Origin of the sequence: Aedoeadaptatus ivorii (assembly GCF_900638585.1) — a bacterium.
GTDB classification, from domain to species: domain Bacteria; phylum Bacillota; class Clostridia; order Tissierellales; family Peptoniphilaceae; genus Aedoeadaptatus; species Aedoeadaptatus ivorii.
Window position 1 is genome coordinate 962,284 of sequence record NZ_LR134523.1, and the last position, 22,615, is coordinate 984,898.

Consider the following 22,615-nt stretch of genomic DNA (forward strand, 5'->3'; position numbering starts at 1 on the left):
TATCTTCTCGAAAAGACTTTGTCAAGCGTTTTTTAAAACTTTGTTAAGTTTTGTTTACGCTCGCTTTCTCTCACGAGACGACTTATATAGTTTACATCGGATGTAAACTCTTGTCAATGGAAAATTGAAATCTTCTCGATTTCTTTTTTCCTGCCGAAGGCGGATTTGCCCGCCGTTCAGATGACTTTATTATTATACTAACGGTCTTTTACAAAGTCAAGATGGTTTTTACATTTTCCATACAATCACCGCAAATCCGGGTGTCGTTCGTTTTTCTCGGTTTCTTGAATCAGCTCCCAAAGCGCCGCGTCTGCCTCTAATCGATACGCCGCTTCAAAGTCGATTCGCGCCGCCGCATAGTCTTTCTTCCTATAATAGAGAATGCCGCGGTTCATAAGTGCGGTTCGGTTCTCCGGCTCTCGTTCCAATAGCGCACTGAGGCGCATTACGGCATCTTCTTCGCGGCCGCTTGCGGCGAGTGCGATGGCGAGGTCGTTTTCTACGGCGGAATCCTCCCCGTAATGCAGGGCCTCTTCGAGATGCAATATGGCGTTTTCGTACGCGCCCATGCCGTAATAGGCCATCCCCGCGATTTTTTCCTGCCGCGCGGGATCGGTATCGCGAGAACGCACTTTTTCTACGGCGGCTAGGGCATCGGAAAACTTTCCGTAATGCAGATAGGTCTCTGCCGCCTCCAAGGCGGCGGGGTCCTCGAGCCGGAGAACCTCTTTTCGAATGCCATCCTTCCACTCTTCTGCCGCTTCGCCCCCGAGGGCCTTCTCAAAAAGCAATTTCGCTTTCAAATACTGTCCCCTCGCCTCGGAAATGCGCGCGAGTCCGGCGTTGGCAGCGGCGTCATCGGTTTTTTCGGCGAGCATGGCTTCGTATCGATCGGAGATTTCTTTGACGAGATCGGCGGCAAATTCCGCTTCCCCGTTTTCCCAATAGGCATTGTAAAGGGCCTCCATGGCATAGGTGGTCTCGAGCATATCGGCTCGATTTCCCCGCATAGCCTCTTTGGCGCGGGCGAGAAGGCATAGGAGTTCGGCATTTTCGCTTTCGAGTGCTGCGTTCATCCGCCGTTGTATAGCCGCCACGGCTTCGTCGGGATTTCTTTGCATAAATGCGAGATAGGTATCGCGATACGGGAATTTGGGGTCCAAGCCGATGACGATGCACATAGCGGTAAAAATTCGCTCGGCATCGAGTACGTCTTTTGCGTCCGGATGTAGGATTTCTCGGACGATGTCTTTTTCCAGCATCGGGATCGGCGCGCCGCTTAGGGCAGCCGCAAGGGGCGCCGTTTCGTCTTTCAGTTCTAAAAAACCGAGTTCGTCGTACCAGGAGCCGAAGTATTTTTTCGTGTCCATCGTTACCGCCTTTCGTCGAAATGTCTGATGTATTTGCCGTCTGTATAAAGATAGTAGCGCTTTGTATTCGCTAGGCGAACGCCACGCACCCGCTTCGCCGCTTTGTGTGGGTTGCGATCGGAAGCGAATTCGGGATTCCGTTTCAGAAATTCGATGACCTCATTTTTTGAAAGTTCCGGATCCTCGATGCCGAGCACATGTCCGATATAGCGGTCTTCATTGCGGTAGAAGTCTTTTTTAAGGGCATCGTAGAGTGGCGCATCTCTCCCGTATTTTTCGTTCAGATGCCTATGCAAAAATCGGTATTTGCCGTCGCGTCCCCGGAACAGACGTCGATGCGCATCGTCTTGTAATTTTTGCGCAATGCCCAAATAGAATTGAGAAGGAGGGGTTCCTTTTTTCTGTACGGCATGGTACACCTCCCGAAAACGGGCTTCGTCGTAATAATTTTCTACCGCTGTCGCAAAATTTCGGAGCAAAATCACTTCGCGCGCCGAAAAATCCGCCGTTGCTATGACTTCATATGGCGGGGTCGATTCATATACGATGCCGAATTCTTCCGCCCGGCGCCTTAACTCCGTGCCGCGCAGGAGCTTTAAAAAACCGATCTGTATTTTTTGCGCGCCCAATTTGGCGACGCGATCAAATCCCGCGAGAAAGCTCTCCAAATCCTCATGGGGCAGGCCGACGATCAGATCCAGATGGATGTGGGTCTTTTCTGTATCGAGCATTTGTAGTGCCCGCCCCACGGCATCGATATCCGTTTTCCGATGGATGGCGGCGTTGACGACGGGATTTACAGACTGTATTCCCGCTTCTATTTGAAATTTGCCCGCAGGCGCCGCATTGATATGTTTTGCGACTTCGCGATCTAAGTGCTCCAGGTTCATTTCAAAATGAATACCCGTATCCGCCGGCGATTCCTCGGAAAAAAAGTCGATGATCTCGACGGAACGAGCGGGGTCAATGTGAAAGGAACGATCGACGAATTTGATCAGTTTGGTGCCCGTGGCAAATATTTCGCGCATATCTTCTTTTATCTTCTTTACATCCCGATACCGAATGCGACCGCCTTCGGAGGACAGGCAATAGCTGCAGTGATATGGACAGCCCCGCATGCTCTCATAGTAGAGGATGCGGTTTTTCATGGATTCCGTATAGCTTGCGGGAATGAGCGCGTTCAGATCGCTCGCGTATGCGGGGAGCGGGTTGACTCGGACTTCTTCCCCTTCCCGATAGGCGAGGCCGGCAACCTCGGATCGCCCCCGCCTCCCCTCGATACATTCTACCAGGGCGCCTATGGTGTTTTCCCCTTCCCCGCGAAGAATTCCGTCGATCCAATCTTCGTTTCTGAGCCGCTCTTCGACGTCGTAACTGACCTCGGGCCCGCCCACATATTGCGCGATATGCGGGTCTGCTTTTCGAATATATTCGCCGATTCTTTGAATGTCTGTCCAGTTCCAAATGTAGGCGGAGTAGAGGATATAGTCCGGCGCCGCGAGCAAAATTTTTCCGATTCTGCGGTGCAGGTCTTCGTTTACGGTCATCTCGAGTATCGATATGTCTTTGTGCAGCTGTTCTCGAAGCAGGCGCACGGCGAGATTGGTATGCACATAGCTCGCGTTTTGAGCGACGAGTAGTCCTTTCATGGTTCCTCCAATAAAAAAGAGGCCGCCGCCTCCTTTTTTCTACATCGCATCCGGTGCCTGTATGCCCAACAGGCCCAAGCCGATGCGGATCATGTTCTTTGTGCCGTAGATCAACAGCAATCTGGTGTTGCGCAGCACCTCGTCCTCTACGAGGATCGGCGTGTTCGTATAGTACTTATTGAACGTCTTTGCACAATCGACGCTATAGCGCGTAATCAAATAGGGTTCGCACTTCTCGTGGCTGTCGACGATGACTTGGCGGAATCCGTAAAGTTTCTGCAATAGCTCCCGCTCTTCCTCTTCTTTGAGCAAATCGGTGTCGACGGCGGCATCGATTTTGAAATCGCCCTTTTTCAGCAGAGAATTCATGCGGGCATGGGTGTATTGCACATAGGGCCCTGTCTCTCCCTCAAAGCTCAGGGTGCGATCCCAATCGAAGGTATAGTCTTTGATCCGTTGGTTAAACAGCTCTTGGAACTTGACGGCGCCGATCCCCACCTGCCGGGCGAGGGTTTCGCGGTTTTCCATGGGTGCACCGATCTTTTCTTCCCGCTCTTTGAGGATCTCGTCCACCTTCGAAACGGCGCGGTTCAACACGTCTTCCAAATAGACGACATTGCCCTTTCTCGTAGACAGCGTACCCTCTTTGAGCCCCACCATGCCGAAGGGAATGTGCACGCAATCTTTCGCCCAGTCTTTTCCCATCTTGTCAAGGATCGCCTTCATCTGTTGAAAGTGGAGGATCTGCTGCGAGCCGACCACATAGAGATTCTTGTAAAAGTCGTATTCTTGTTTTCGGAAAATAGCGGTGGTGATGTCGCGGGTGATATAGATCGTAGAGCCGTCGCTTTTTAGGATGATTGCCGGCGGCAGACCGTACGATTCCAAATCGACGATCTTGGCGCCCTTATCTTCGACCAATACGCCGGTCTCTTCCATTTCCTTTACGGTGGCGGGCATCAGGTCGGTGTAGAAGCTTTCGCCGCGATAGGAATCGAAGTCGATGTCGAGCATTTCGTAGACGCGCTTAAATTCTTCGAGGCTGACTTCTCGGAACCACTCCCAGAGACTTACGGCTTCGGGATCGCCGTTTTCCAGCTTTCGGAACCATTCCCGAGAGCGATCCAACAGGTCCGGCTCGTCTTTTGCTTCGGCATTGATCCGCACATAGAGTTTTACCAATTCGGGGATGGGGTTTGCTTCGATGACATCTCGATCGCCCCAGAGTTTATAGGCTTCGATCATCATGCCGAATTGTGTCCCATAATCGCCCAAGTGGTTGACCGCCTCTACGGTGTAGCCGAGATGGCGATAGATTCTCTTGATGGAATCGCCGATTACGGTCGTACGGATATGTCCGATGTGGAAGGGCTTTGCGATATTGGGCGAAGAATAGTCGATGACCACGGTCTTTCCCTTCCCAAGATCCGATTTGGAAAAGTCTTCGCCCTCTTCTCGCACCGCTTGTAGAGTGGTGGCGGCCAAGGCTTTTCCGTCGACGATAAAGTTGAGATAGGGCCCCGCCACCTGAATCCGCTCTACGCCTTCTAAGCCTTCGAGCTTTTGTGCCAATTCCTCTGCGATCGCCTTGGGGTTTTTGCGCATCACTTTTGCCAAACTGAAGGCGGGGAAGGCGTAGTCTCCCATAGACCGATCCGGCGGGATTTCGATTTTTTGCGCCACTTCCGCCGCTTCGAGGCCGGTATTTTCGGCCAATGCGTCCACTATATTTTTCTTAAAGTCAATCATATGCTCTCCTATCTGAAATGTGCGACGGTTACACCGCTTCCGCCTTCGGCGGGATCGGCATCCTCCTCTTTGCCGATAGAGGGGTGCCTTCTAAGATATTCTTTTACTTTTTTACGGAGTTGGCCGGTGCCCTTTCCGTGGATGATGCGAATCGACGACAAAGAGGCGAGATACCCGTCGTCGATCGCCTTTTCGAGCACGGATTTCGCTTCTTCGAAGGTCTTTCCGCGTATGTCGAATTCCGTCTTAACGTGTTTGGACTTGTTTTGAGAAAATTTTTCTCGCTTGCCGCCTATATTGGGCGTCTGTGGCTCCTCTTCCCGAAGAACCAGCGCGGCACGGGGGAGCGTCATTTTCATCAGCCCCGCCTGAATGCTCACATTGCCCTTGTCGTCGGGCCCCTCCAAGACAGTGGCGGTCACACCCAACGATTCCGCATAGACGGTGTCGCCGGGTTTTAGCTTTTTGGCAGGATTTTTCGCTTTTTTCAGTACGATGCCGCGGTCCTTGGATCGCAAACGGCGATCGCTTTCTCTAAGGATATCCTGTGCTTCCTGCACGGTCTGGGCTTCTTCGCGCTCCAGATCCCGCTTCAGCGTGCGGATTTCCGATACGGCGAGGTCCGCATCTTCTCGCGCCGATTTCACAATGCGATGCGCTTTGTCCCGCGCTTTCGAGAGGATGGCACCTCTCTCGCGTTCCAAGTTCTTTCGCATTCGCGCCGCTTTATCGGCCTCTTCCCGATACTGCGCCCTTAATTGTACCAGTTCCGCCTGTTGCTTTTCCAGTCGGGTGCGCTGCTCGTCGAGCGTGGTAAGCACGTCCTCGAAGGCGATGTCTTCTTTTTCCAGAAAATCCTTCGCCCCGGCGAGCACCTCGTCGGAAAGCCCCAAGCGCGCCGAGATTTCGAAGGCATTACTCTTTCCCGGCACGCCGACCATCAGCCTATAGGTCGGCGACAAGGTGTCGACGTCGAATTCCATCGACGCATTTTGTACGCCTTCTCGGGTCAGGGCATAGAGCTTGAGTTGGGTATAGTGGGTCGTCGCCATAAAAACCGCGCCCTTTTTCAGTACGTATTCGATAATGCTCAACGCGAGCGCCGCCCCTTCGGTGGGGTCGGTCCCCGCGCCCAACTCGTCGAAGAGGACGAGGCTTTTGTCGTTTATGGTACCCAATATATCGACGATATGGACCATATGGCTGCTAAAGGTAGAAAGGGACTGCTCTATGCTCTGCTCGTCGCCGATGTCCGCATATGCGCCTTCGTAGATCCCCATCACCGTACCCGGCTCGGCGGGAATATGCAGACCGTATTGGGTCATAAGCACCATAACCCCCAACGTCTTCAAACTGACCGTCTTCCCGCCGGTGTTCGGTCCCGTAATGATCAGACCCTGATGTTGCCCGCCCACTTCCAAGCTGAGCGGAACGACGTCTTTGGGATCGATCAACGGATGGCGCGCGCCGACGAGTTTGGTATAGCGGCCTTTGGAAAGGGACGGAAATATCGCATTTTGTTCCGAGGCCAGCTTTGCCTTGGCAAAGACGAAATCCAGATCGCCGAAGATCTGCTCGTTCTGTGCAAATTCCTCGGGATACGCGCCGATTTCTGCCGATAGCTCTTCGAGAATGCGGCGAATCTCTTCGCGTTCCTTGAGTTCCAAAGCGCGGATTTCGTTATTGGCTTCGACCACCGCCATGGGTTCCACATATACCGTCTGCCCGGAGGCGCTCATATCGTGCACTAGGCCTTTGACCTTATTGCGGGCGTCGTGGCGCACGGGGACGACGTATCGACCCTCGCGCACGGTGACAATGGAGTCCTGCAGGGATTGCTGCAGATCTTGGGAATTGAGGATGTTTTGGAGTTTTTCCCGCACGGAATATCGCTTGGCGGCGAGATTTCTGCGAATTTGTTTGAGCTGCGGCGTCGCGTCGTCGTAAATTTTATCTTCCGATTCAATGGTCGATTCGATCGCTTCGCGGAGTTCTCCCCGACTCCAAAGCGCCGAAACCATGCCGCCGATAATGGGAAAGGGCAACTCTTCCTCTTCCCCTTTGGACCCGTCCATATACTTTCGAATGCGCGATACGCCGCGCAGGGAATCGCCGATATTTAAGATTTCATCGATCCCGAGCACCCCGCCGCGAGAGGCGTAGTGGGCGGCCTTTGCCACCGAACGGGCGCCGGATAAGGGCGGCGCCGCACGCGTGATCAGAAGCGAAAGCGCCTCTTGCGTCTCTTTCTGCATATATTCGATCTCGTCGGCGTCTTGCGAGAAGCGCATCTTCAAAATGCGCGCTTTTCCGATATCGGAACTCGCGAGATCCAACAAACGCTTTACGATTTCGTGAAATTCAAGGATGGCTTCTATACTTCTCGCCATATCTCCTCCTCTAAACCTCCAATATACCTCTGTTCCAATGGCCGCGGGTAAATTCTTGCACCGCGAGATCCTTCGGGCGCTCGCCTTCGATCACGCGGCGCGCCTCTTCGATGATCGGGCGCACATCTTCTCCCAGTCGGCTGCGAATCTTTAGTGCCGAGGGTGAAAGCGTCATCAGCTGCGCGCTGCGGTCCCCGAGATAGATGGGCAGACTGTTGTAGATCTCGGTCATATCGCCCACTCTTCTAAAGGGAAAGCGGACGCGCTTTTCGTCGAGGAGCGCATAGCCCTTTCGATAGCCGCAGATCGAGCAGTTTCTGTTCGCTCCGCAGCCTTTTTTTAGGCTCATGGGGCAGTGCACGGCATTCATCGCCCGAGGATACCCGTAATACAAAATCTCGCCCGCATGGCCGAATCGCATCGTAAAGTCTTCCAGTTGCCGCCGCGTACATTCCAAAGACGGCATCAGTGCGCCGCGGGCCGCAAAATAGTCGAAGCTGTATCGATTGAAGATATTTAACCCCTCTCCCGCCACTTCTTCGCCGCGGATTCGACCGAGTTGTCCGAGATTTTGAACGACCGCACCGGAAAACAATCCGTCCCAGTCGAAAAACCCTTTCGGCGTCTCGTAGGGAAAGCTGAAATACACCGGCAACGCTATTTGCCGCAAAAAATCTGCGGCCTCTTTCGAAGGCGTAAAGTATAACTCCAGTCGATCGATTTGATCATAGGGTAGGTGATAGATCTGCGGTTCTTCGGCGATTTCTACGGTCAAAAGCGTCTTTTTCGGCCGCGGCTTGACGCGAATCTCGGGCAGCGGCGCTGTTTTTAGACCCGCAGGAAGCTCTTTTTCTTCGTAGCGCATCAGCGCCTCGCGCCGCAGGCCATTGACCAAAGAAATCGGCACAAACGCTTTTTCGTCGAGCTGCAAATCGACCGCGTCCAAATAGTAAATGGAATCGCCGAACTTCGACAGATTCTCTCGAATCCGATCCGGATCTACTGCCGCTTTTTTGGCCACTTCGATCCTATCGTCTCCGATTGCCTCGACGACTTTTTGGCCCACAAGCCGAAACACGGGCCGCTTTCCGACGGCGATATACAATTCTCCGCGAAGGGGAATCCGTCCGCTCTCTTTCTGCGTGCTCTTTGCCGCTTCTGTAAGAAGCCGCGCACTTTGTAGCCGAAGTATCTTTGTGTTCGGATCGGGGGAAAAAGAAGGCGTGACTACACCCGATGCCGGCACCGTATAGGTCTTTTTTTCTCCATGCACCGAAAACTCCAGGAGATCGTCCGCATCGGGCTGCACCTTCCAGCGCACGGTTTTTTTGTCCGCCGAAACTTTTCCGATCTCCACGCCCCGGTGATTGGGCCGTTCTGTGCTGATCAGATCGTGACCGAATGCGCCAAACCCGATCCCTTTCGTATAGGTCCGGTTGAACATCTGCGCCATTTCTTCGGCCGCGTAATCTTCTCCGTCGAGGGCATGGCGGTAGTTTCTGCTCACCATGGCGACGTATTCGGCACTTTTCATGCGCCCTTCCAGCTTAAAGGAATAGACCCCCGCCTCTCGCAATTCGTCGACGCGATCGATGGTATTGAGATCGCGCGGGCTCAGTAAATACCCGCGATCATAGACGACCGCCCCGCTTTCGTCGACGATCTCGTAGGTCCTTCGGCAGGGCTGGGCACAACTGCCCCGATTGCCGCTCCTTCCGCCGATCAAAGAGCTCATAAGGCATTGGCCGCTTACGCTCACGCATAGGGCGCCGTGACAAAATGCTTCGATTTCGAGATCGGTGTGCTTTCGAATTTTCGAGATCTCTGCGGGATCGATCTCTCTTCCCACCACGACGCGGGAAAATCCCATGGATTCGAGGAAACGGGCGCCTTCTTCCGTCATCACACTCATTTGCGTAGAGGCATGCAACTCCAGCTCCGGCACCATTTCGAACAGGGCGCGGGCAAAGCCGATATCCTGCACGATCAGCCCGTCTACGCCCATTCGATGGAGTTCCTCTGCGTAGCGCACGGCGCCTTCGAATTCGTCGTCGGCAATCAGGATGTTGGCCGTGACATAGACCTTTTTTCCCCGTACATGGGCATAGGAGACGGCCTCGGCCATCTCCTCTTCTGAAAAATTCTTTGCACTTGCCCGGGCGGAAAACCGCTTGCCGCCCAAATATACCGCATCGGCGCCATTGTGGATCGCGGCGTAAAACGCGGCGAGATCGCCGGCCGGCGCCAGCAATTCGGTCTTATTTTTGTTCATCTTCACCACGGAGTACGTATATCTCCTTGTTCAAATCCACGATGCGCATTTGGCTCTCGTAGTTTTTCTCTTCCAATTCTTTGATCTTTCGGTCTTTTTCCGACAAAGCGCCGTCCAGATTTTCATTCTTCCTGCGGAATTCATCGAGCGCTTTTTTCAGCTCTTTTTCTTCGGTCTCCAGTTCCGCCACTTGTGCGACAAAGGAATCGATCTTCGCCTTCTCTGTCGCGGCATCTTCGCGAGACGTTTCGAGATCGCGCTTTAAGGCTTCGATTTCCGCCAACTTGTCCTTTAATGCACCGGCCTCTTGCGACAGAGCGTCCGCTTCTTTTTGCGATTTTTCCATTTTGTGCATCGCATCCAATGCATTTAACAAGGTCAGAATATAGACCTGTACGTCGTTTAAACGATAATTGTTTCTTTCGATCTCGTCGATGCGACGATTGGCATCTTTTGCCAGACCCTTTACATAGTCGGCATCGTCGTCGCCCACTACCTGAAATGTCATTCCTGCGATTTCTACTTGTACGCGTTTGGAAACCATAATGCACTCCTTATTCCGATCGTAGCTTGGCGTCAAACGTACTTTCTATGCCCTCAATCAATGCGTCGATAATCTCCGTCACCTCGGACTCCTTGAGCGTCCGCTCTTGGTGGCGGAAGAACATCTTTAGGGCAATGCTCTTCTTTCCGTCTTCAATGCCCTTGCCGAAGTACACGTCGAAGACACGCACTTCCTCCAATAGATCCGTACCCTTTTCTTCGATATAGTCGATCAATTTTTGCGCGGGAAGCTTTTTTTCGACGACAAAGGCGAGGTCGCGTTCCACGGCGGGGAATCGGGCGATGGGCCGGTATGTGACGGCCTCTACGGCCGCATCGACGATGCGCGAAAAGTCGAGTTCCGCCATATAGATCTCTTGACGCAGCCCCATTTCGTCCGACAATTCGGGATGTACGGCGCCGAAAATGCCGATTTCCGCATCGCCGGAAAACACCCGCGCCTGTCTGCCGCGGTGGAACAAGGGAAAGTCCTCCGCCTGTACGAAGCGCAGATCGCCGATGCCCATGCGAAAAAGCAAGGTCTCTATGGTCTTTTTAAGGAAGTAGAAATCCTCTTTGCCGTAAAAGCCGATCGAAAGATTTACCGATTCCTTCGGCAGGCCTTCGCCGTCATCTTCTTTGGAGAAGACGTTGCCAAATTCAAAACCGTATGCCGCGGAATTCTTGTAGCTGATATTTTTCGCAAAAATATCGAGCATATTCGGTAGCAATGTGGTCCGCATAATCGAATACTCTTCTCCCAGCGGGTTCATAATCCGCACACTGTCGCGTAGAGGATGCCCTTCGGGAAGGCGTATCCGATCGTAGGCGGAGGGCCCCATAAACGAATAGGTCATAAATTCGTCGTAGCCGGCGGCGAGCAAAATGTCCCGCGCCTTTTTCTCCGCGCGTCGGTAGGGACTCTTTCCGCCTCGGGTCAAAGTACCAGTAAGCGGCTTGGGCTCTATATTGCCGAAGCCGTAAATGCGGCCCACCTCTTCGGCGAGATCCTGCCAAATATTTAGATCGCCGCGGAAAGTGGGGATCGTCGCCCGCAAGGTGTCCTCATTTCGTTCTACGTCGATCAATAGAGATTCGAGGATCTTCTCCATCTCTTCGCCCGAAAGCGCGGTACCCAATAAACCGTTGATGCGAGATACGGACGCCTCGAGCGTCTTGGGAGAGACGGGATGGGGATAGTGATCCAAGGCGCCCTTTGCCACCTTGGCGGCGCCGATTTCCACCGCCAGTTGTGCCACGCGGTCCACGGCTCTTTTTGCGGTTTCCGGATCCAAGCCCTTTTCAAAGCGGGTGGAGGCTTCGGAACGCAGACCCAAGCGCTTCGAAGTCTTTCGAATATGTTCGCCGGAGAAGTTCGCGCCTTCGAGGATGACGGTGTGCGTAGAGGAATTGACGCTGCTCATCGCACCGCCCATTACCCCGGCAAGGCCGATAACGCCCGATCCGTCGGCGATGACGATGTCGCTCGGGGTGAGGATGCGCTCCTCCTCATCCAACGTCGTCATGCGCTCCCCTTCTTCCGCCATGCGCACGACGATGCCGTCGCCGTCCAGCGCCGCCAGGTCGTAGGCGTGGAGGGGTTGGCCCAGCTCGAGCATTACGTAATTGGTCAAGTCGACGATATTGTTCACGGGCCGCACGCCGGAGGCCATCAAGTCGTTTTGCATCCATTGGGGGGAAGGCGCCACTTGGACGTCGGTGAGCATGCGCAGGTAAAACCGCGGCGCATTTTCCGTCTGCACATCGAGCTTTGAAAATCTGTCTTTCATCGCCACTTCTCCGTCTTCGACGACCGAGATCTCGGGCAGGTGCAGTTCGCTGTCACAGGACGCGGCGGTTTCGATCGCCATGCCCGCCACGCTCAGACAGTCGGGACGGTTGGGGGTGATCTCGAGTTCGATCACTTCTTTGTCCAGCTCCAAAATCTTCGTATAATCGTCCCCGGGCTTGCAGTCGGCGGTTAGGATGTGAATCCCGTCGCGCGATTCCTTGGGCACCACCGATGCGTCAAAGCCCACTTCTTCTAAGGAGCACATCATGCCGCAGCTCTTTACGCCGCGCATTTCGGTCTCGTGGATCTCCATACCGCCGGCGAGTTTTGCGCCGTCCAGCGCGACGGGCACCAGTGCGCCTTCAAAGACATTTTTTGCACCGGTGATGATCTGCCGCGTATCTGTGCCGACATCGACCTGGCAGACGACGAGTTTGTCCGCGTCGGGATGGGCTTCGATTTTTTCGATGCGGCCGATTACGACGCCCGATATATCTTTGCCTCGATTTTCGATGGATTCCACGTGGCTTCCAGTCTCAGTGATGCGGTCGGCGAGGGCGCGGGTGGAGCCTTCGATCTCTACGTATTTTTCCAGCCATGCTTTGGGTAATAACATACTTCCTCCTAGAATTGCGTCAAGAAACGGGCGTCGTTTTCAAACATCAGCCGGATATCGGTGATGCCGTATTTCACCATGGCGATCCGATCGACCCCCATGCCGAAGGCAAATCCGCTGTATACATCCGGATCGATGCCGCAGTTTTTGAGTACATTGGGATGCACCACGCCGGCGCCCAACAGTTCCATGCTCCAGCCCGTAAAATTACAAGCCGGGCACCCCTCGCCGTGGCAGGCGTGGCAGGTGACGTCGACTTCGGTAGAGGGCTCGGTAAACGGGAAGTTGTGCGGACGATAGCGAATCTGCATATCGTCGCCGAACATTTCATGCACGAAGACATTTAAGGTGTCGATCAGATTCGCAAGGCTTACGCCCTTGTCGACGACCAGCCCTTCAAACTGGTGAAACATGGGCGAATGGGTGTCGTCCACGTCGTCGAAACGGAATACGCGTCCGGAACTTACGATGCGCAAGGGCGCGCCGTATTTTTTCATGGCGCGAATCTGCATCGGCGATGTATGTGTTCTGAGGAGGGTATCGTCGTCGATATAAAAGGTGTCGCTCTTGTCGCGGGACGGGTGGTTTTTCGGCGAATTGAGTGCGTCGAAGTTATTCGCCACGCTTTCGATTTCCGGTCCGTCCACCACGGTAAATCCCATCTCTACAAAAAGGTCTTCGAGCTCTTCTTTCGTCGCAAGAAGCGGATGGCGATGGCCGATTCTAAGATCGCCCGCATCCAAGGTCACGTCGAGATATTCCTCTTCCATGCGCGTCTCGTAGGCGGCCTTTTTCAGCGTTTCGACCTTTTCGTCCCAGATGCCCTGTACGAATTCCCGAACTTCGTTGGCATATGCGCCGATGACGGGTCGTTCGTCTTTGGGGAGCTTGCCCAATCCCTTGAGAATTTGGGTCAGCTCTCCCTTTTTGCCGAAGTACTGCAGCCGGATCTTTTCCAGTTCCTCTTCGGATGCGGCGCCCTCGATGGCTTTTAGGGCATCCGCTCGCAATGTTTGCAACAACTCTTTCATGATAACCCCCTATTTTTACCAATTTATCTAATGGTTAATTATACCATACAATGCGTCTTTTCCGAGAATTCAGCACGGCATTTTGCCATTTCGAAAATTCTCTTGTTTTACTGTAAAGATTGTGTTATACTTGTAAAGTCAAGAGGCGGGGCGGCATAGCCAAGTGGTAAGGCGCGGGTCTGCAACACCCTTATCTCCAGTTCAAATCTGGATGTCGCCTCCAAATCGTCGTGGAAATCCACGACGATTTTTTTGTGCGCAAGAACGGGATACAAAAAAAGCCCGGGAAACCCGAGCTTTGCTGGAGCGGAAGACGAGATTCGAACTCGCGACCCTCGCCTTGGCAAGGCGATGCTCTACCACTGAGCCACTTCCGCAAATGGTGCCCAGAGCCGGAATCGAACCAGCGACACGTGGATTTTCAGTCCACTGCTCTACCGACTGAGCTATCTGGGCAGGTCAACGACCTTTTTCCATTTTACAGAACTATAACATGTCTGTCAAGAATTTTATAATCTACGAGAGAAAAGTTTTCAGTTCCTTCCCGTCGAAGTGGTATGAGCGGTTGCAGAAATGGCATCGCGCCTCGGCCCCGTCGTCCTCTTCGATCATTTCTCGGATGTCCGAATCGGGGAGCGCGGCCAAAGATTCCGCCACCTTTTCTCTGGAACATTCACATACATAGGCGATTTCCTTGCGCTCCAATTCCCGCAAGTTGTAGTTCGGGAGCAACGCATGCAGAATGCCCTCGGCGTCCAGCCCCTGTTCGATAAACTCCGTCACCGAACGCACGTCTTTAAGCGTGGTCTCGAGTTCTCGGATCTGCGATGCCGATGCGCCCGGCAGCACTTCGACGATAAACCCGCCCGCCGCACGCACGGACAGATCTTCGTTGACGGATACGCCCAGGCCCACCGCCGAGGGAATCTGTTCGGACTGGTACAAATACTGCGCCACATCTTCGCCGATCTCTCCGCTTACCAGAGCGACTTTTCCCGTGTAGGCTTCCCTCAGCCCCAAATCCATCGTCACCGTAAGGGTTCCCGCGGTGCCTACGATGCCGCGCACGTCGAGCTTGCCGTCGGATGCGCGGGTCGGAAGATCCGCCGAGGGATTGTCGATATATCCCTTCACATATCCGTTATTTCTGCCGGTGACGACGATCTTTCCACCCGGCCCATCGCCGTCAATGATCAGCGTAAGCGATTCGTCTTCGCCCTTGAGTTTGTTGCGCAACAAAACGCCCGCCAGCAAACTGCGGCCCAGCGCCGCCGTCGCCGTCGCAGAGGTCTGATGGGTTATCCGCGCCGTCTCCACCAGTTCGGTGCCCACGGCGACGTGTACTTTGAACAGGCCGCTCTCTTCGATGGCCCGAATACAAATATCGTTCATACTTACTCCTTTATCACCACATACGATACCCGCCCCGACGTCTCCGTGGCGGGCTTATGGGTATAACCGTCCAATGTCTCCATACGATGCAGGCCGTTTTCTCGCAGCAGGTTTTCGATCTCCTCGCGGGTATAGGCGTACTCCTTGTGCACCTCCCGGGCGCGTTCGTATAGGCCGTCTCGGGTCTCGAAAAAGATATTTACGTCGTAGCGATTTACGCGCCGCACTTCGTCGTATTCGTTCTCCCACGTCAGAAAATAGTCGTCCCCTTCCCGAATTTCTCGGTATGCGCCGTATTCTTCCGAAAAACGGTAGGCTGTGTTCATGTCGAATACAAAGAGCCCGCCCGAACGCAGATGGGCATACACGCGTTCGAAGGAATTCGAGAGATCTTTTTTCGTGGGAAGGTAATTATACCCGTCGCAAAGACAGACAATCAAATCAAAGTTACGGCGAAGATCGAAGTCCCGCAGATCCGCCCTACGCATCGTCACCATGGGATCGCCGTAGAGCGCGCCGTAGGCGATCGAAAGCATTTCAGGAGAACGGTCGAAGCCCGTCACTTCCCCCAAGGCCGTCAAGCGCTCAGTGAGCTTTCCCGTCCCCATTGCCATTTCCAAGATCGTCCGCACTTCGACTTTGTGGCGACGGAGCAAGTCCTCGAGCCAACGAAATACGAGGTCATAGTCGTAATTGTCCATGACCTCGTCGTAGATGCGGCTGAATACCTCGTAATCAGCCAAGGATCCTACGCTCCAATTCGACAAGCACATCGCTTGCCGCACCCTTAAACACGACATCCGCCTGATAGTCGTAGGGCGTGGTTCCCTTGTTGACCAAAATCAGATGCTCCGCCATGCGCGGCAAGTACGCCACCGGCATCACCTGCAGGGAACTTCCCACCACGATCATCACATCGGCGCGTTCCGCCGCCTGCATCGCCGCATCGAAGGCGGGCGGCATGGCGTCGCCGAACAGCACCACATTGGTCCGCATGGTGTGGCCGCAGTTCGGGCATTTGGGCGGAATGTCGCCTTGTTGTACCAGTTCGTCGAAGGCGGCAAAATCCATCTCCCTCCCGCAGACCGTGCAGCGGGCGCTGGACGCGTCGCCGTGCACCTGCAATACATTCTCGGCACCTGCCTGTTGGTGCAGATCATCGATATTTTGGGTGACGATTTCGTGAATAATCCCCGCTTTTTGCAAATGTGCCAGAGCAATATGGGCGGGATTGGGCTTTTTGCCCTCGAGATCTTGAATGATCCGATAGCCTTCGGAATAGAAGCGCTCGGGATCGGATTCGAGTACGCCCACAGAGAGAGCCTCCTCGGGAATCATCGTATTGTAGTACCCCCTGTCGCTTCGAAAATCGGGAATGCCGGATTCGGTCGAAATGCCGGCGCCGGTCAGACAGATCGCATAGTTCGCGTTCTCTAAGAGCGCTTTGGCTTTGTCAAAATTGTCCATATACATAACCTCCTATAAAAAGATCGCAATCAAATACAGAATCGTCAGCAAGAGGACGGGAATCGGCTCTTTGTTTCGAAGGAGCTTTTCGCCCCCGCTCGGGGGCCGCTGGCGCGACCGGCGCAAAATCAGGATCAGGCTCAAAACGCAACACAGAATCAGGATCAGGGTAATGCCGTTTTCCGCCCCGCCCAGGCGTGCGGCACGGGTTAGCTCCGAAAACGCGGTGATCCACTCTTCGTTAAAGAGGCGGATCAAGAGCACGGACGCGACATTGTAGACAAAGTGAGATAGGATTGAGGGCAACAGACCACCGTGCAGATAGATATGACCCAGCACCAGGCCGAAGAGAAAGGGCGCCAGGCTGTTTTGCAAACTGAAGTGAAAGAGTGCAAATAGCGCCGCCGAAAATACCACCCCGCCCAGCGGGTTTCGCCGGGAAAACACCTCGCATACCACGCCGCGAAACAACAACTCCTCGAACACGGCGGGAAAAGCCGCCAGCGTCAATAGCTGCACCCATAAGGGCTCCTGTTCCCGCAAGATCTCTAGGTTTCGGTTTTGCAAAACCACATACTCCGAAAGAAAATCCAGAAAGAGGCCGTTGATCAGAAGTATGATCGGAAAGACCGCGAGCGTAAGAACCACGACCTCGCCGTAGCCGATTCTCTTCGGCCGATATAAGGGCAGGCGCGTGCGTAGAACAAAGGCCGGAACGGCGATGGCGATGCATTCCGTCGCCACAATGCCCCAGAGGGGGTGGAGCCTGCCCAGCACCGGCCCGGTGGCGAGAAAAACAACGGCACAGGCTACGAGGACATACAGCAGGGGAAGATATTTAATCTTCTTCGTACGTATAGATGTAGGGTTTGTTTCTGTAATAGGGTCCATAATTCAGCCCGTATCCTACGATAAATACATCGTCGATGGTAAATCCGGTCCAATCGGCGGAAAAATCCACTTCCCGACGGGAGGGTTTGTCCAACATGACGACGCTTTTTACCGATCGCGGTCCCATGGTTTCGATGGCGCGGGTCACCGTCATCAATGTCCTTCCCGTGTCGATAATATCGTCGACGATCAACACGTCGCGGTCTTTCACATCGGCCCGTAAACCGCCCAATATTTGAACGTCGCCCGAACTCACCTCGTCGTTTCCGTAGCTGGATGTGGACATAAAATCGACCTCGACTTTGCTCTGCATCTCCCGCACGAGATCCGCACAAAATACGAACGCGCCCCGCAGCAAGCCGACGACGAGGATCTCTCGCCCTTCGTAATGTGCGTCGAGTTGCGCGGCCAACTCCCGGATTCGCTCGGTAATCGTCTCTCTGTCATATAGTATCCGTTCACGTTTTTCCATTGGATCCTCCTTCATTGTATTGAACCTATTATATCAGATGGAAAGACGCTTGTTCACGATCAATGGTATAATCAGAGAAGGTGATGAAATGAATCGTGAAAATCTACGGAACTTGGCGTCCGACAAATTATATATTTTGGCCTATATCATGCGGCGACCGGCGCCGGTGGAAAGAACGGCACTGACCGCCGATATCTTGCGAGAAGGCAGAATCAATTATTTTTTCCTTTGTCAATATATCGCGGAACTTTCGGAATCCGGCCTACTGGCAGAAAGCCAAGGCCTGCTCTATTTAACCGAAGAAGGCGAACGCATCCTCACCATGTTCTCTCAAAATCTGGACGCAGAAGATTTGGCGCAGATCGAAAAACCGCGCATTGCCTACGACCTGCGCGAAGAAAACGGCTATGTGACGGTATCCAAAACGGAAGATGGCGCGCTAAAAATCGCCCTTACGCTCCCGGAATCGGAATTTTATGCCCAAAGCGCGGGTGTATCGGAAGAAATTTTGATCGAGGCGGTACTTGCGACCATCGAAAAAGCGGACAGCTGAGCTGTCCGCTTTTTCTTGCCTATCTTCCACTTACCAACGCGGGGTATTCGGTGCGTAGGTGGGGTATTCGGTCCTTACATTTTGCGGGGGATTGTTTGCAAATTGGTTGTTGATTTGATTGCCGATATTGTTCTTCTTCTTTTCTTCGAAGTCTTTGCGGGTCATCACGTCGACCACTTCGACATTGAGTTCGACCAAATTCAGGCCGGTCATCAATTCCAATTGCTTGGTAGCGTATTGCTTTAATTCTTCGAAGATGCGGGGCGCGGATTGGCCGAATTCGAGAATCATCTTTACATCGAGTACGGCGTCCTTGTCGTCAATGGTCGCATCGACGCCTTTGGTTTCGTCGTCTCCAAAGTTAAAGCTTTCTTGAATGCCGGAGATAAATCCGCCCTTCAGATCCAACACGCCTTTGATTTCACGGGCTGCCAGGGCAACGATCTTTTCTACGACGGCATCGTTGAATACCAACGAGTCCTTGTAATCTTGATCTCTGGCTTCTTCACCGCCGACGTTGGGGGCATTTTTTACCGCATTGTCGTTGACTTGATTGTTCATTTTTTCGTTGTTAGCCATTCTTTACACCCTTTCTGTTAACCCAAATTGTTGATAAATCGCATGACGACGGGATTTCTATCGAAGAAACCGCCGATGAGAAAGCCGATCGCCATCAGAATCGCCAGGAGCAGGGTTTGGAAAAACCCGATCGCCAAAAACAAGATTCCGATGATAAGGCCGATCAGCATTCCCCAAATCGTCTTTCCGTATCTTCTCAGGTAAAAGCGATTTCGTTCGTTGTCGAGCAGGCCGCGCTTTGCTGCCTGTCCGCCCCGGTTTGCATTCTGTCCGTTTCCGGAGGGCACGATGTCGTAGTCCCCCAGATAGCTGAATTGATTGTTCGGATCTCGTGTATACAGTCTCATAGTATCACCCCGCGACCGTTTCCGTCGAAGGCGCATCGGGATCCGCGAATGTCACTTCGACATCCCCTACGGAAAAACCTACATACTGTTCAAGATCTTCTCGTACCTGTTCCTGGATTTGTCTCGCCAGGAGTTTCAGATCGTGTTGACCTTTCACCTTACACGCAATTTTCGAGCGTACCGTAGGATTGCTTCCGCCGCGGATATTGACCGCGACTCGGGGCACGGACACTTGATGAAATCTGCGTACAGATGCCTCGACCACGGATTCTACGGACGATTCGGTCAAATAGACCTCCCCGTCCTTTTGGCGAATGCGCACGCTATGCTCCCGGGTCGCCGTAAACAGTGCACGGAGCAGGAGAAACAGCGCATAGGCGCCGGTGATCGCGGCGAGGATCGCCAGTACATAGAATCCCCAATCCCTACCTAAATAGGAAAGAAGATTCTGCTGTACCGCGTCGGCTCCAATCAAATTGCCGTAAATCGAAAAGAAGCAAACATAGGCGAAGACGAGAAGTATAAGGGCAATGACGATGTCCAATGCCTTTTTACCTTTTCTCATTTAAGCCTCCCCTCAGCACAGTGTGTTGAATCATTTATTTACACATGTCTTTTACCCGATATATCGGCCGCTTACACAAGGGATTCGTCAGAAAGGGCTTATATTTCTATAAAATTATAAACGTTCCTTTACAAAGTGCAGGCGCTCGTTCAGATTGGCGAGATTTTCGGTATAGGTGGCGAGCTTTTCCCGTTCCGCTTCTACCACCTCCGCCTTCGCCTTGTTGACGAAGTTTTCATTGGCGAGTTTCTTCTCTGCCCGCTCGATTTCCGATTGCGTCTTTTCCACTTCCCGCTCCAGGCGCTCCGCCTCTTTGGCGTAGTCCACCAAATCCTTCATGGGAAGGAAGAGTTCCGCTTTTTCCACGACGACAGAGATGACGTCTTCTTCCACTTCGTCGCGATTTTCGGCAAACGAGACGTCGGTGATGTTCGCGAGGTTGGCGAGATGTCCCCGGGATTCGTCGTAGAGCGCCCGGCGGTCGGCGTCCGAAGAGAGGACAAAGAGCTTGCTCTTTCGATGGGGTTCAATGTCCATTTCGGCCTTGGCGTTTCGAATGCCGCGAATGGCTTCTCGAAGGGCGGAGATCTTTTCGACATCCTCTTTGAAGGCGTATACGCCCGATTGCGGCCAGTCGCTTGCGATCAATTTCCCTTTTTCCCCGGGCAGGAAGGAATAGATTTCCTCGGTGATAAAGGGCATAAAGGGATGGAGCATCTTGAGGATCTTTTCCAATACATCGAGGAGTACGGCATAGACCGTTTCTCGATCGCGGACGTCCTCTCCGTAAAGGCGCGGCTTTACCATTTCGATATACCAGTCGCAGTATTCATCCCACACGAAGTCGTGGATCGCCTCGGCGGCAAGGCCGATGTCGTATTTTTCGATCTTTCGCGCCACATCGCTTACGGTCTTGTCGCCGCGGGTGAGAATCCACCGGTCCTCGGAGCGGAGCTTGGCGCTGTCGATCGAAGCGTTTTGGAAGTCTTCGGGCAGATTCATCAACACAAAGCGGGATGCGTTCCAGAGCTTATTGCAGAAGTTGCGGTTGTTCTCCACGCGCTTGTCGCTAAAACGGGTGTCGTTTCCGGGAGAAGTGCCCGTCACCAGGGTAAAGCGCAGGGCATCGGCGCCGTATTGGTCGATGACTTCCAAAGGATCGATGCCGTTTCCGAGACTCTTGGACATCTTTCTTCCCTGTTCGTCGCGCACGAGGCCGGTAAGATAGACGTCGGTAAAAGGCAGCTCGCCGGTGAGCTCCAGGGCGGAAAATACCATACGAATCACCCAGAAAAAGATGATGTCGTAGCCCGTTACCAGTACGTCGGTGGGATAGTAATACTCGAGATCTTCGGTCTGATGCGGCCAACCCATGGTAGAGAAGGGCCAAAGTGCCGAGGAGAACCAAGTATCGAGGGTGTCTTCGTCTTGGCGCAATGCGGTGTTATTACATTTTTTGCACGCGGTCGGCTTCTCTTTGGAGACAATGATTTCGCCGCATTCGTCGCAGTAATAGACGGGTATGCGGTGTCCCCACCACAGTTGACGGGAGATACACCAATCGCGGATATTTTCCAGCCAGTGGGTGTAGATTTTTCCGAAGCGCTCGGGCACAAAGTGCAGTTCGCCCTTTTGATACGCTTCGAGGGCGGGTTTTGCCAAAGATTCCATGGCGACAAACCACTGTAGCGACAGCATGGGCTCGATGACGGTCTTACAGCGCTCGCAATGGCCGACGGCGTTGTGGTGGTCTTCGATTTTTACCAAATAGCCCGCCTCGTCGAAATCGGCGACGATTGCCTTGCGCGCTTCATAGCGATCCATGCCTTCGTATTTGCCCGCATTGGCGTTCAAATGCGCGGTCTCGTCCATAATCAAAAGTTGGCCCAAATCATGCCGTTCCCCGACCTGAAAGTCGTTGGGGTCGTGGGAAGGCGTAATCTTTACCGCACCGGTCCCGAATTCGGTCTCGACATAGGGATCGGCGATAATCGGAATTTTACGGCCCAAAATCGGCAACACGACCTGTTTTCCGATATATTCGGTGTATCGTTCGTCGTCGGGATTAACCGCCACCGCCAAGTCCCCGGGAATGGTCTCGGGTCGGGTGGTGGAAATTTCGATACAATCGTCCTCCCCGTCGATGGGATAGCGGAAGGTCCAAATCTTGCCGTCCTGCTCGTCATGTTCGACTTCCGCATCGGAAAGGGCAGTTTTGTCGTGGGGACACCAGTTGATGATGCGATTGCCCCGGTAAATCAGCCCCTTTTCGTACAAGCGGATAAAGACTTCCTGCACCGCCTCCGAAAGATTTTCGTCGAGGGTGAATCGATCTCTGGACCAGTCACAGGATACGCCGAGTTTTTTGAGCTGATTTTTGATATTGCCGCCGTATTCCTCGGTCCAGTCCCAGGCGGCGTCGAGAAATTTCTCGCGGCCCAGGCTCTCCTTCGACTTTCCTTCTTGGCGCAATTTTTCCACGACCTTGACTTCGGTGGAAATCGACGCGTGGTCGGTCCCCGGAATCCACAACGCGCTATAGCCTTGTAAGCGCTTAAAACGGGTCAGGATATCCTGTAAGGTGTTGTTCATGGCGTGTCCCATATGGAGATTGCCCGTTACATTCGGCGGCGGCATGACGATGGTAAAGGGCTGTTTGTCCGCCGCCCGATCGGCGTCCCGATCCGGCGTGAAATCTCCCGCCTCCATCCAATCCCGATAGATCCTCTCCTCGAAGTCCTTCGGATTGTAAACCTTTTGCATATTCTTCATCTCTTCCTCCTACTCAAAAAAAGATCTCGCCCTAAAAAGGACGAGATCTCGCGGTACCACCTTTGTTCCGTATCGCTACGGCACTCTTCTCGATAACGGCGAGGACCGTTTCGCTCTCGCGAAAAATTCGACGGGCGACCTTCGATCCTTTCCTCTGGCCGCTCG

The 22,615-nt window shown here is 53.5% G+C and carries 18 protein-coding genes, 3 tRNA genes and 1 other annotated feature (1 of these 22 cut by a window edge); of the genes, 2 read left to right on the top strand and 19 right to left on the bottom strand.

Annotated features, from left to right (window positions below; all coding sequences use genetic code 11):
• Positions 1-245: 245 nt before the first annotated feature.
• From EL294_RS04865 to pheS, 8 genes are read right to left on the bottom strand one after another with little or no spacing between them, the layout of a single operon-like run.
• A complete protein-coding gene (locus EL294_RS04865) occupies positions 246-1,370 on the bottom strand; it encodes a tetratricopeptide repeat protein (RefSeq protein WP_126465565.1) in 1,125 nt (374 codons plus the stop codon).
• Positions 1,371-1,372: 2 nt separating this feature from the next.
• Complete coding sequence (locus EL294_RS04870) at positions 1,373-3,019, bottom strand: B12-binding domain-containing radical SAM protein (RefSeq protein ID WP_126465566.1); 1,647 nt, start codon at positions 3,017-3,019, stop codon at positions 1,373-1,375.
• 39 nt (positions 3,020-3,058) lie between these two features.
• On the bottom strand, positions 3,059-4,768 hold the full coding sequence (argS, locus tag EL294_RS04875; RefSeq protein WP_126465567.1) for an arginine--tRNA ligase: 1,710 nt from the start codon (positions 4,766-4,768) through the stop codon (positions 3,059-3,061).
• Between the two features lie 8 nt (positions 4,769-4,776).
• Complete coding sequence (locus EL294_RS04880) at positions 4,777-7,158, bottom strand: endonuclease MutS2 (RefSeq protein ID WP_126465568.1); 2,382 nt, start codon at positions 7,156-7,158, stop codon at positions 4,777-4,779.
• Between the two features lie 10 nt (positions 7,159-7,168).
• On the bottom strand, positions 7,169-9,430 hold the full coding sequence (locus EL294_RS04885; RefSeq protein WP_126465569.1) for a peptidase U32 family protein: 2,262 nt from the start codon (positions 9,428-9,430) through the stop codon (positions 7,169-7,171).
• Positions 9,417-9,974, bottom strand: coding sequence for a cell division protein ZapA (locus tag EL294_RS04890; protein WP_126465570.1), 558 nt, complete (start codon positions 9,972-9,974; stop codon positions 9,417-9,419). The genes EL294_RS04885 and EL294_RS04890 overlap by 14 nt, the downstream gene beginning before the upstream one ends.
• 10 nt (positions 9,975-9,984) lie before the next feature.
• Positions 9,985-12,381, bottom strand: coding sequence for a phenylalanine--tRNA ligase subunit beta (gene pheT, locus EL294_RS04895; RefSeq protein ID WP_126465571.1), 2,397 nt, complete (start codon positions 12,379-12,381; stop codon positions 9,985-9,987).
• Between the two features lie 8 nt (positions 12,382-12,389).
• Entirely contained in the window at positions 12,390-13,412 is a 1,023-nt protein-coding gene (pheS, locus tag EL294_RS04900) for a phenylalanine--tRNA ligase subunit alpha (protein ID WP_126465572.1), read from the bottom strand.
• A gap of 149 nt (positions 13,413-13,561) precedes the next feature.
• Here pheS and EL294_RS04905 point away from each other — a divergent pair.
• Positions 13,562-13,635: transfer RNA gene (locus EL294_RS04905), tRNA-Cys, on the top strand.
• A 79-nt stretch (positions 13,636-13,714) separates the two neighbouring features.
• Here the strand turns inward: EL294_RS04905 and EL294_RS04910 are convergent.
• From EL294_RS04910 to hpt, 7 genes are all read right to left on the bottom strand, one after another.
• A tRNA-Gly gene (locus tag EL294_RS04910) sits at positions 13,715-13,789 on the bottom strand.
• Positions 13,790-13,792: 3 nt separating this feature from the next.
• Positions 13,793-13,868: transfer RNA gene (locus tag EL294_RS04915), tRNA-Phe, on the bottom strand.
• A 60-nt stretch (positions 13,869-13,928) separates the two neighbouring features.
• Positions 13,929-14,804 carry an Hsp33 family molecular chaperone HslO gene (hslO, locus tag EL294_RS04920; RefSeq protein WP_126465573.1) on the bottom strand — a complete coding sequence of 292 codons (876 nt, stop codon included), beginning with the start codon at positions 14,802-14,804 and terminating at the stop codon, positions 13,929-13,931.
• A 2-nt stretch (positions 14,805-14,806) separates the two neighbouring features.
• Positions 14,807-15,547 (bottom strand): class I SAM-dependent DNA methyltransferase, encoded by a 741-nt coding sequence (locus tag EL294_RS04925; protein ID WP_164715232.1) that lies wholly within the window; start codon positions 15,545-15,547, stop codon positions 14,807-14,809.
• A complete protein-coding gene (locus EL294_RS04930) occupies positions 15,540-16,271 on the bottom strand; it encodes an SIR2 family NAD-dependent protein deacylase (protein ID WP_126465575.1) in 732 nt (243 codons plus the stop codon). Before EL294_RS04930 ends, EL294_RS04925 begins: the two co-directional genes overlap by 8 nt.
• A 12-nt stretch (positions 16,272-16,283) precedes the next feature.
• On the bottom strand, positions 16,284-17,162 hold the full coding sequence (locus EL294_RS04935; RefSeq protein WP_126465576.1) for a CPBP family intramembrane glutamic endopeptidase: 879 nt from the start codon (positions 17,160-17,162) through the stop codon (positions 16,284-16,286).
• Positions 17,110-17,634, bottom strand: coding sequence for a hypoxanthine phosphoribosyltransferase (hpt, locus tag EL294_RS04940; protein ID WP_126465577.1), 525 nt, complete (start codon positions 17,632-17,634; stop codon positions 17,110-17,112). Before hpt ends, EL294_RS04935 begins: the two co-directional genes overlap by 53 nt.
• A gap of 88 nt (positions 17,635-17,722) precedes the next feature.
• On the opposite strand from hpt, the gene EL294_RS04945 reads away from it, so the two are divergent.
• Complete coding sequence (locus tag EL294_RS04945) at positions 17,723-18,187, top strand: DUF4364 family protein (RefSeq protein ID WP_164715233.1); 465 nt, start codon at positions 17,723-17,725, stop codon at positions 18,185-18,187.
• Positions 18,188-18,217: 30 nt separating this feature from the next.
• Here the strand turns inward: EL294_RS04945 and EL294_RS04950 are convergent, their stop codons facing one another.
• From EL294_RS04950 to EL294_RS04965, 4 genes are all read right to left on the bottom strand, one after another.
• Positions 18,218-18,766 (bottom strand): Asp23/Gls24 family envelope stress response protein, encoded by a 549-nt coding sequence (locus tag EL294_RS04950; RefSeq protein ID WP_126465579.1) that lies wholly within the window; start codon positions 18,764-18,766, stop codon positions 18,218-18,220.
• A gap of 17 nt (positions 18,767-18,783) precedes the next feature.
• On the bottom strand, positions 18,784-19,113 hold the full coding sequence (locus tag EL294_RS04955) for a DUF2273 domain-containing protein (RefSeq protein WP_126465580.1): 330 nt from the start codon (positions 19,111-19,113) through the stop codon (positions 18,784-18,786).
• A 4-nt stretch (positions 19,114-19,117) separates the two neighbouring features.
• The gene (amaP, locus tag EL294_RS04960) at positions 19,118-19,678 is read right to left on the bottom strand and encodes an alkaline shock response membrane anchor protein AmaP (protein WP_126465581.1); all 561 of its coding nucleotides are present in this window, start codon (positions 19,676-19,678) and stop codon (positions 19,118-19,120) included.
• 114 nt (positions 19,679-19,792) lie between these two features.
• Positions 19,793-22,450: a valine--tRNA ligase gene (locus EL294_RS04965; RefSeq protein WP_126465582.1), complete on the bottom strand. Its 2,658-nt coding sequence runs from the start codon at positions 22,448-22,450 to the stop codon at positions 19,793-19,795.
• 33 nt (positions 22,451-22,483) lie between these two features.
• Positions 22,484-22,615, bottom strand: a binding site (T-box leader) (it continues 61 nt past the right edge of the window).

Excerpts from the sequence above, each read along its gene's own strand:
- hpt (WP_126465577.1), bottom strand. The coding sequence starts at position 17,634 with ATGGAAAAACGTGAACGGATACTATATGACAGAGAGACGATTACCGAG.
- amaP (WP_126465581.1), bottom strand. The coding sequence starts at position 19,678 with ATGAGAAAAGGTAAAAAGGCATTGGACATCGTCATTGCCCTTATACTT.
- EL294_RS04930 (WP_126465575.1), bottom strand. The coding sequence starts at position 16,271 with ATGGACAATTTTGACAAAGCCAAAGCGCTCTTAGAGAACGCGAACTAT.
- EL294_RS04955 (WP_126465580.1), bottom strand. The coding sequence starts at position 19,113 with ATGAGACTGTATACACGAGATCCGAACAATCAATTCAGCTATCTGGGG.
- EL294_RS04870 (WP_126465566.1), bottom strand. The coding sequence starts at position 3,019 with ATGAAAGGACTACTCGTCGCTCAAAACGCGAGCTATGTGCATACCAAT.
- pheS (WP_126465572.1), bottom strand. The coding sequence starts at position 13,412 with ATGAAAGAGTTGTTGCAAACATTGCGAGCGGATGCCCTAAAAGCCATC.
- hslO (WP_126465573.1), bottom strand. The coding sequence starts at position 14,804 with ATGAACGATATTTGTATTCGGGCCATCGAAGAGAGCGGCCTGTTCAAA.
- argS (WP_126465567.1), bottom strand. The coding sequence starts at position 4,768 with ATGATTGACTTTAAGAAAAATATAGTGGACGCATTGGCCGAAAATACC.
- EL294_RS04935 (WP_126465576.1), bottom strand. The coding sequence starts at position 17,162 with ATGGACCCTATTACAGAAACAAACCCTACATCTATACGTACGAAGAAG.
- EL294_RS04945 (WP_164715233.1), top strand. The coding sequence starts at position 17,723 with ATGAATCGTGAAAATCTACGGAACTTGGCGTCCGACAAATTATATATT.
- EL294_RS04965 (WP_126465582.1), bottom strand. The coding sequence starts at position 22,450 with ATGAAGAATATGCAAAAGGTTTACAATCCGAAGGACTTCGAGGAGAGG.
- EL294_RS04950 (WP_126465579.1), bottom strand. The coding sequence starts at position 18,766 with ATGGCTAACAACGAAAAAATGAACAATCAAGTCAACGACAATGCGGTA.
- EL294_RS04885 (WP_126465569.1), bottom strand. The coding sequence starts at position 9,430 with ATGAACAAAAATAAGACCGAATTGCTGGCGCCGGCCGGCGATCTCGCC.
- EL294_RS04880 (WP_126465568.1), bottom strand. The coding sequence starts at position 7,158 with ATGGCGAGAAGTATAGAAGCCATCCTTGAATTTCACGAAATCGTAAAG.
- pheT (WP_126465571.1), bottom strand. The coding sequence starts at position 12,381 with ATGTTATTACCCAAAGCATGGCTGGAAAAATACGTAGAGATCGAAGGC.
- EL294_RS04865 (WP_126465565.1), bottom strand. The coding sequence starts at position 1,370 with ATGGACACGAAAAAATACTTCGGCTCCTGGTACGACGAACTCGGTTTT.
- EL294_RS04890 (WP_126465570.1), bottom strand. The coding sequence starts at position 9,974 with ATGGTTTCCAAACGCGTACAAGTAGAAATCGCAGGAATGACATTTCAG.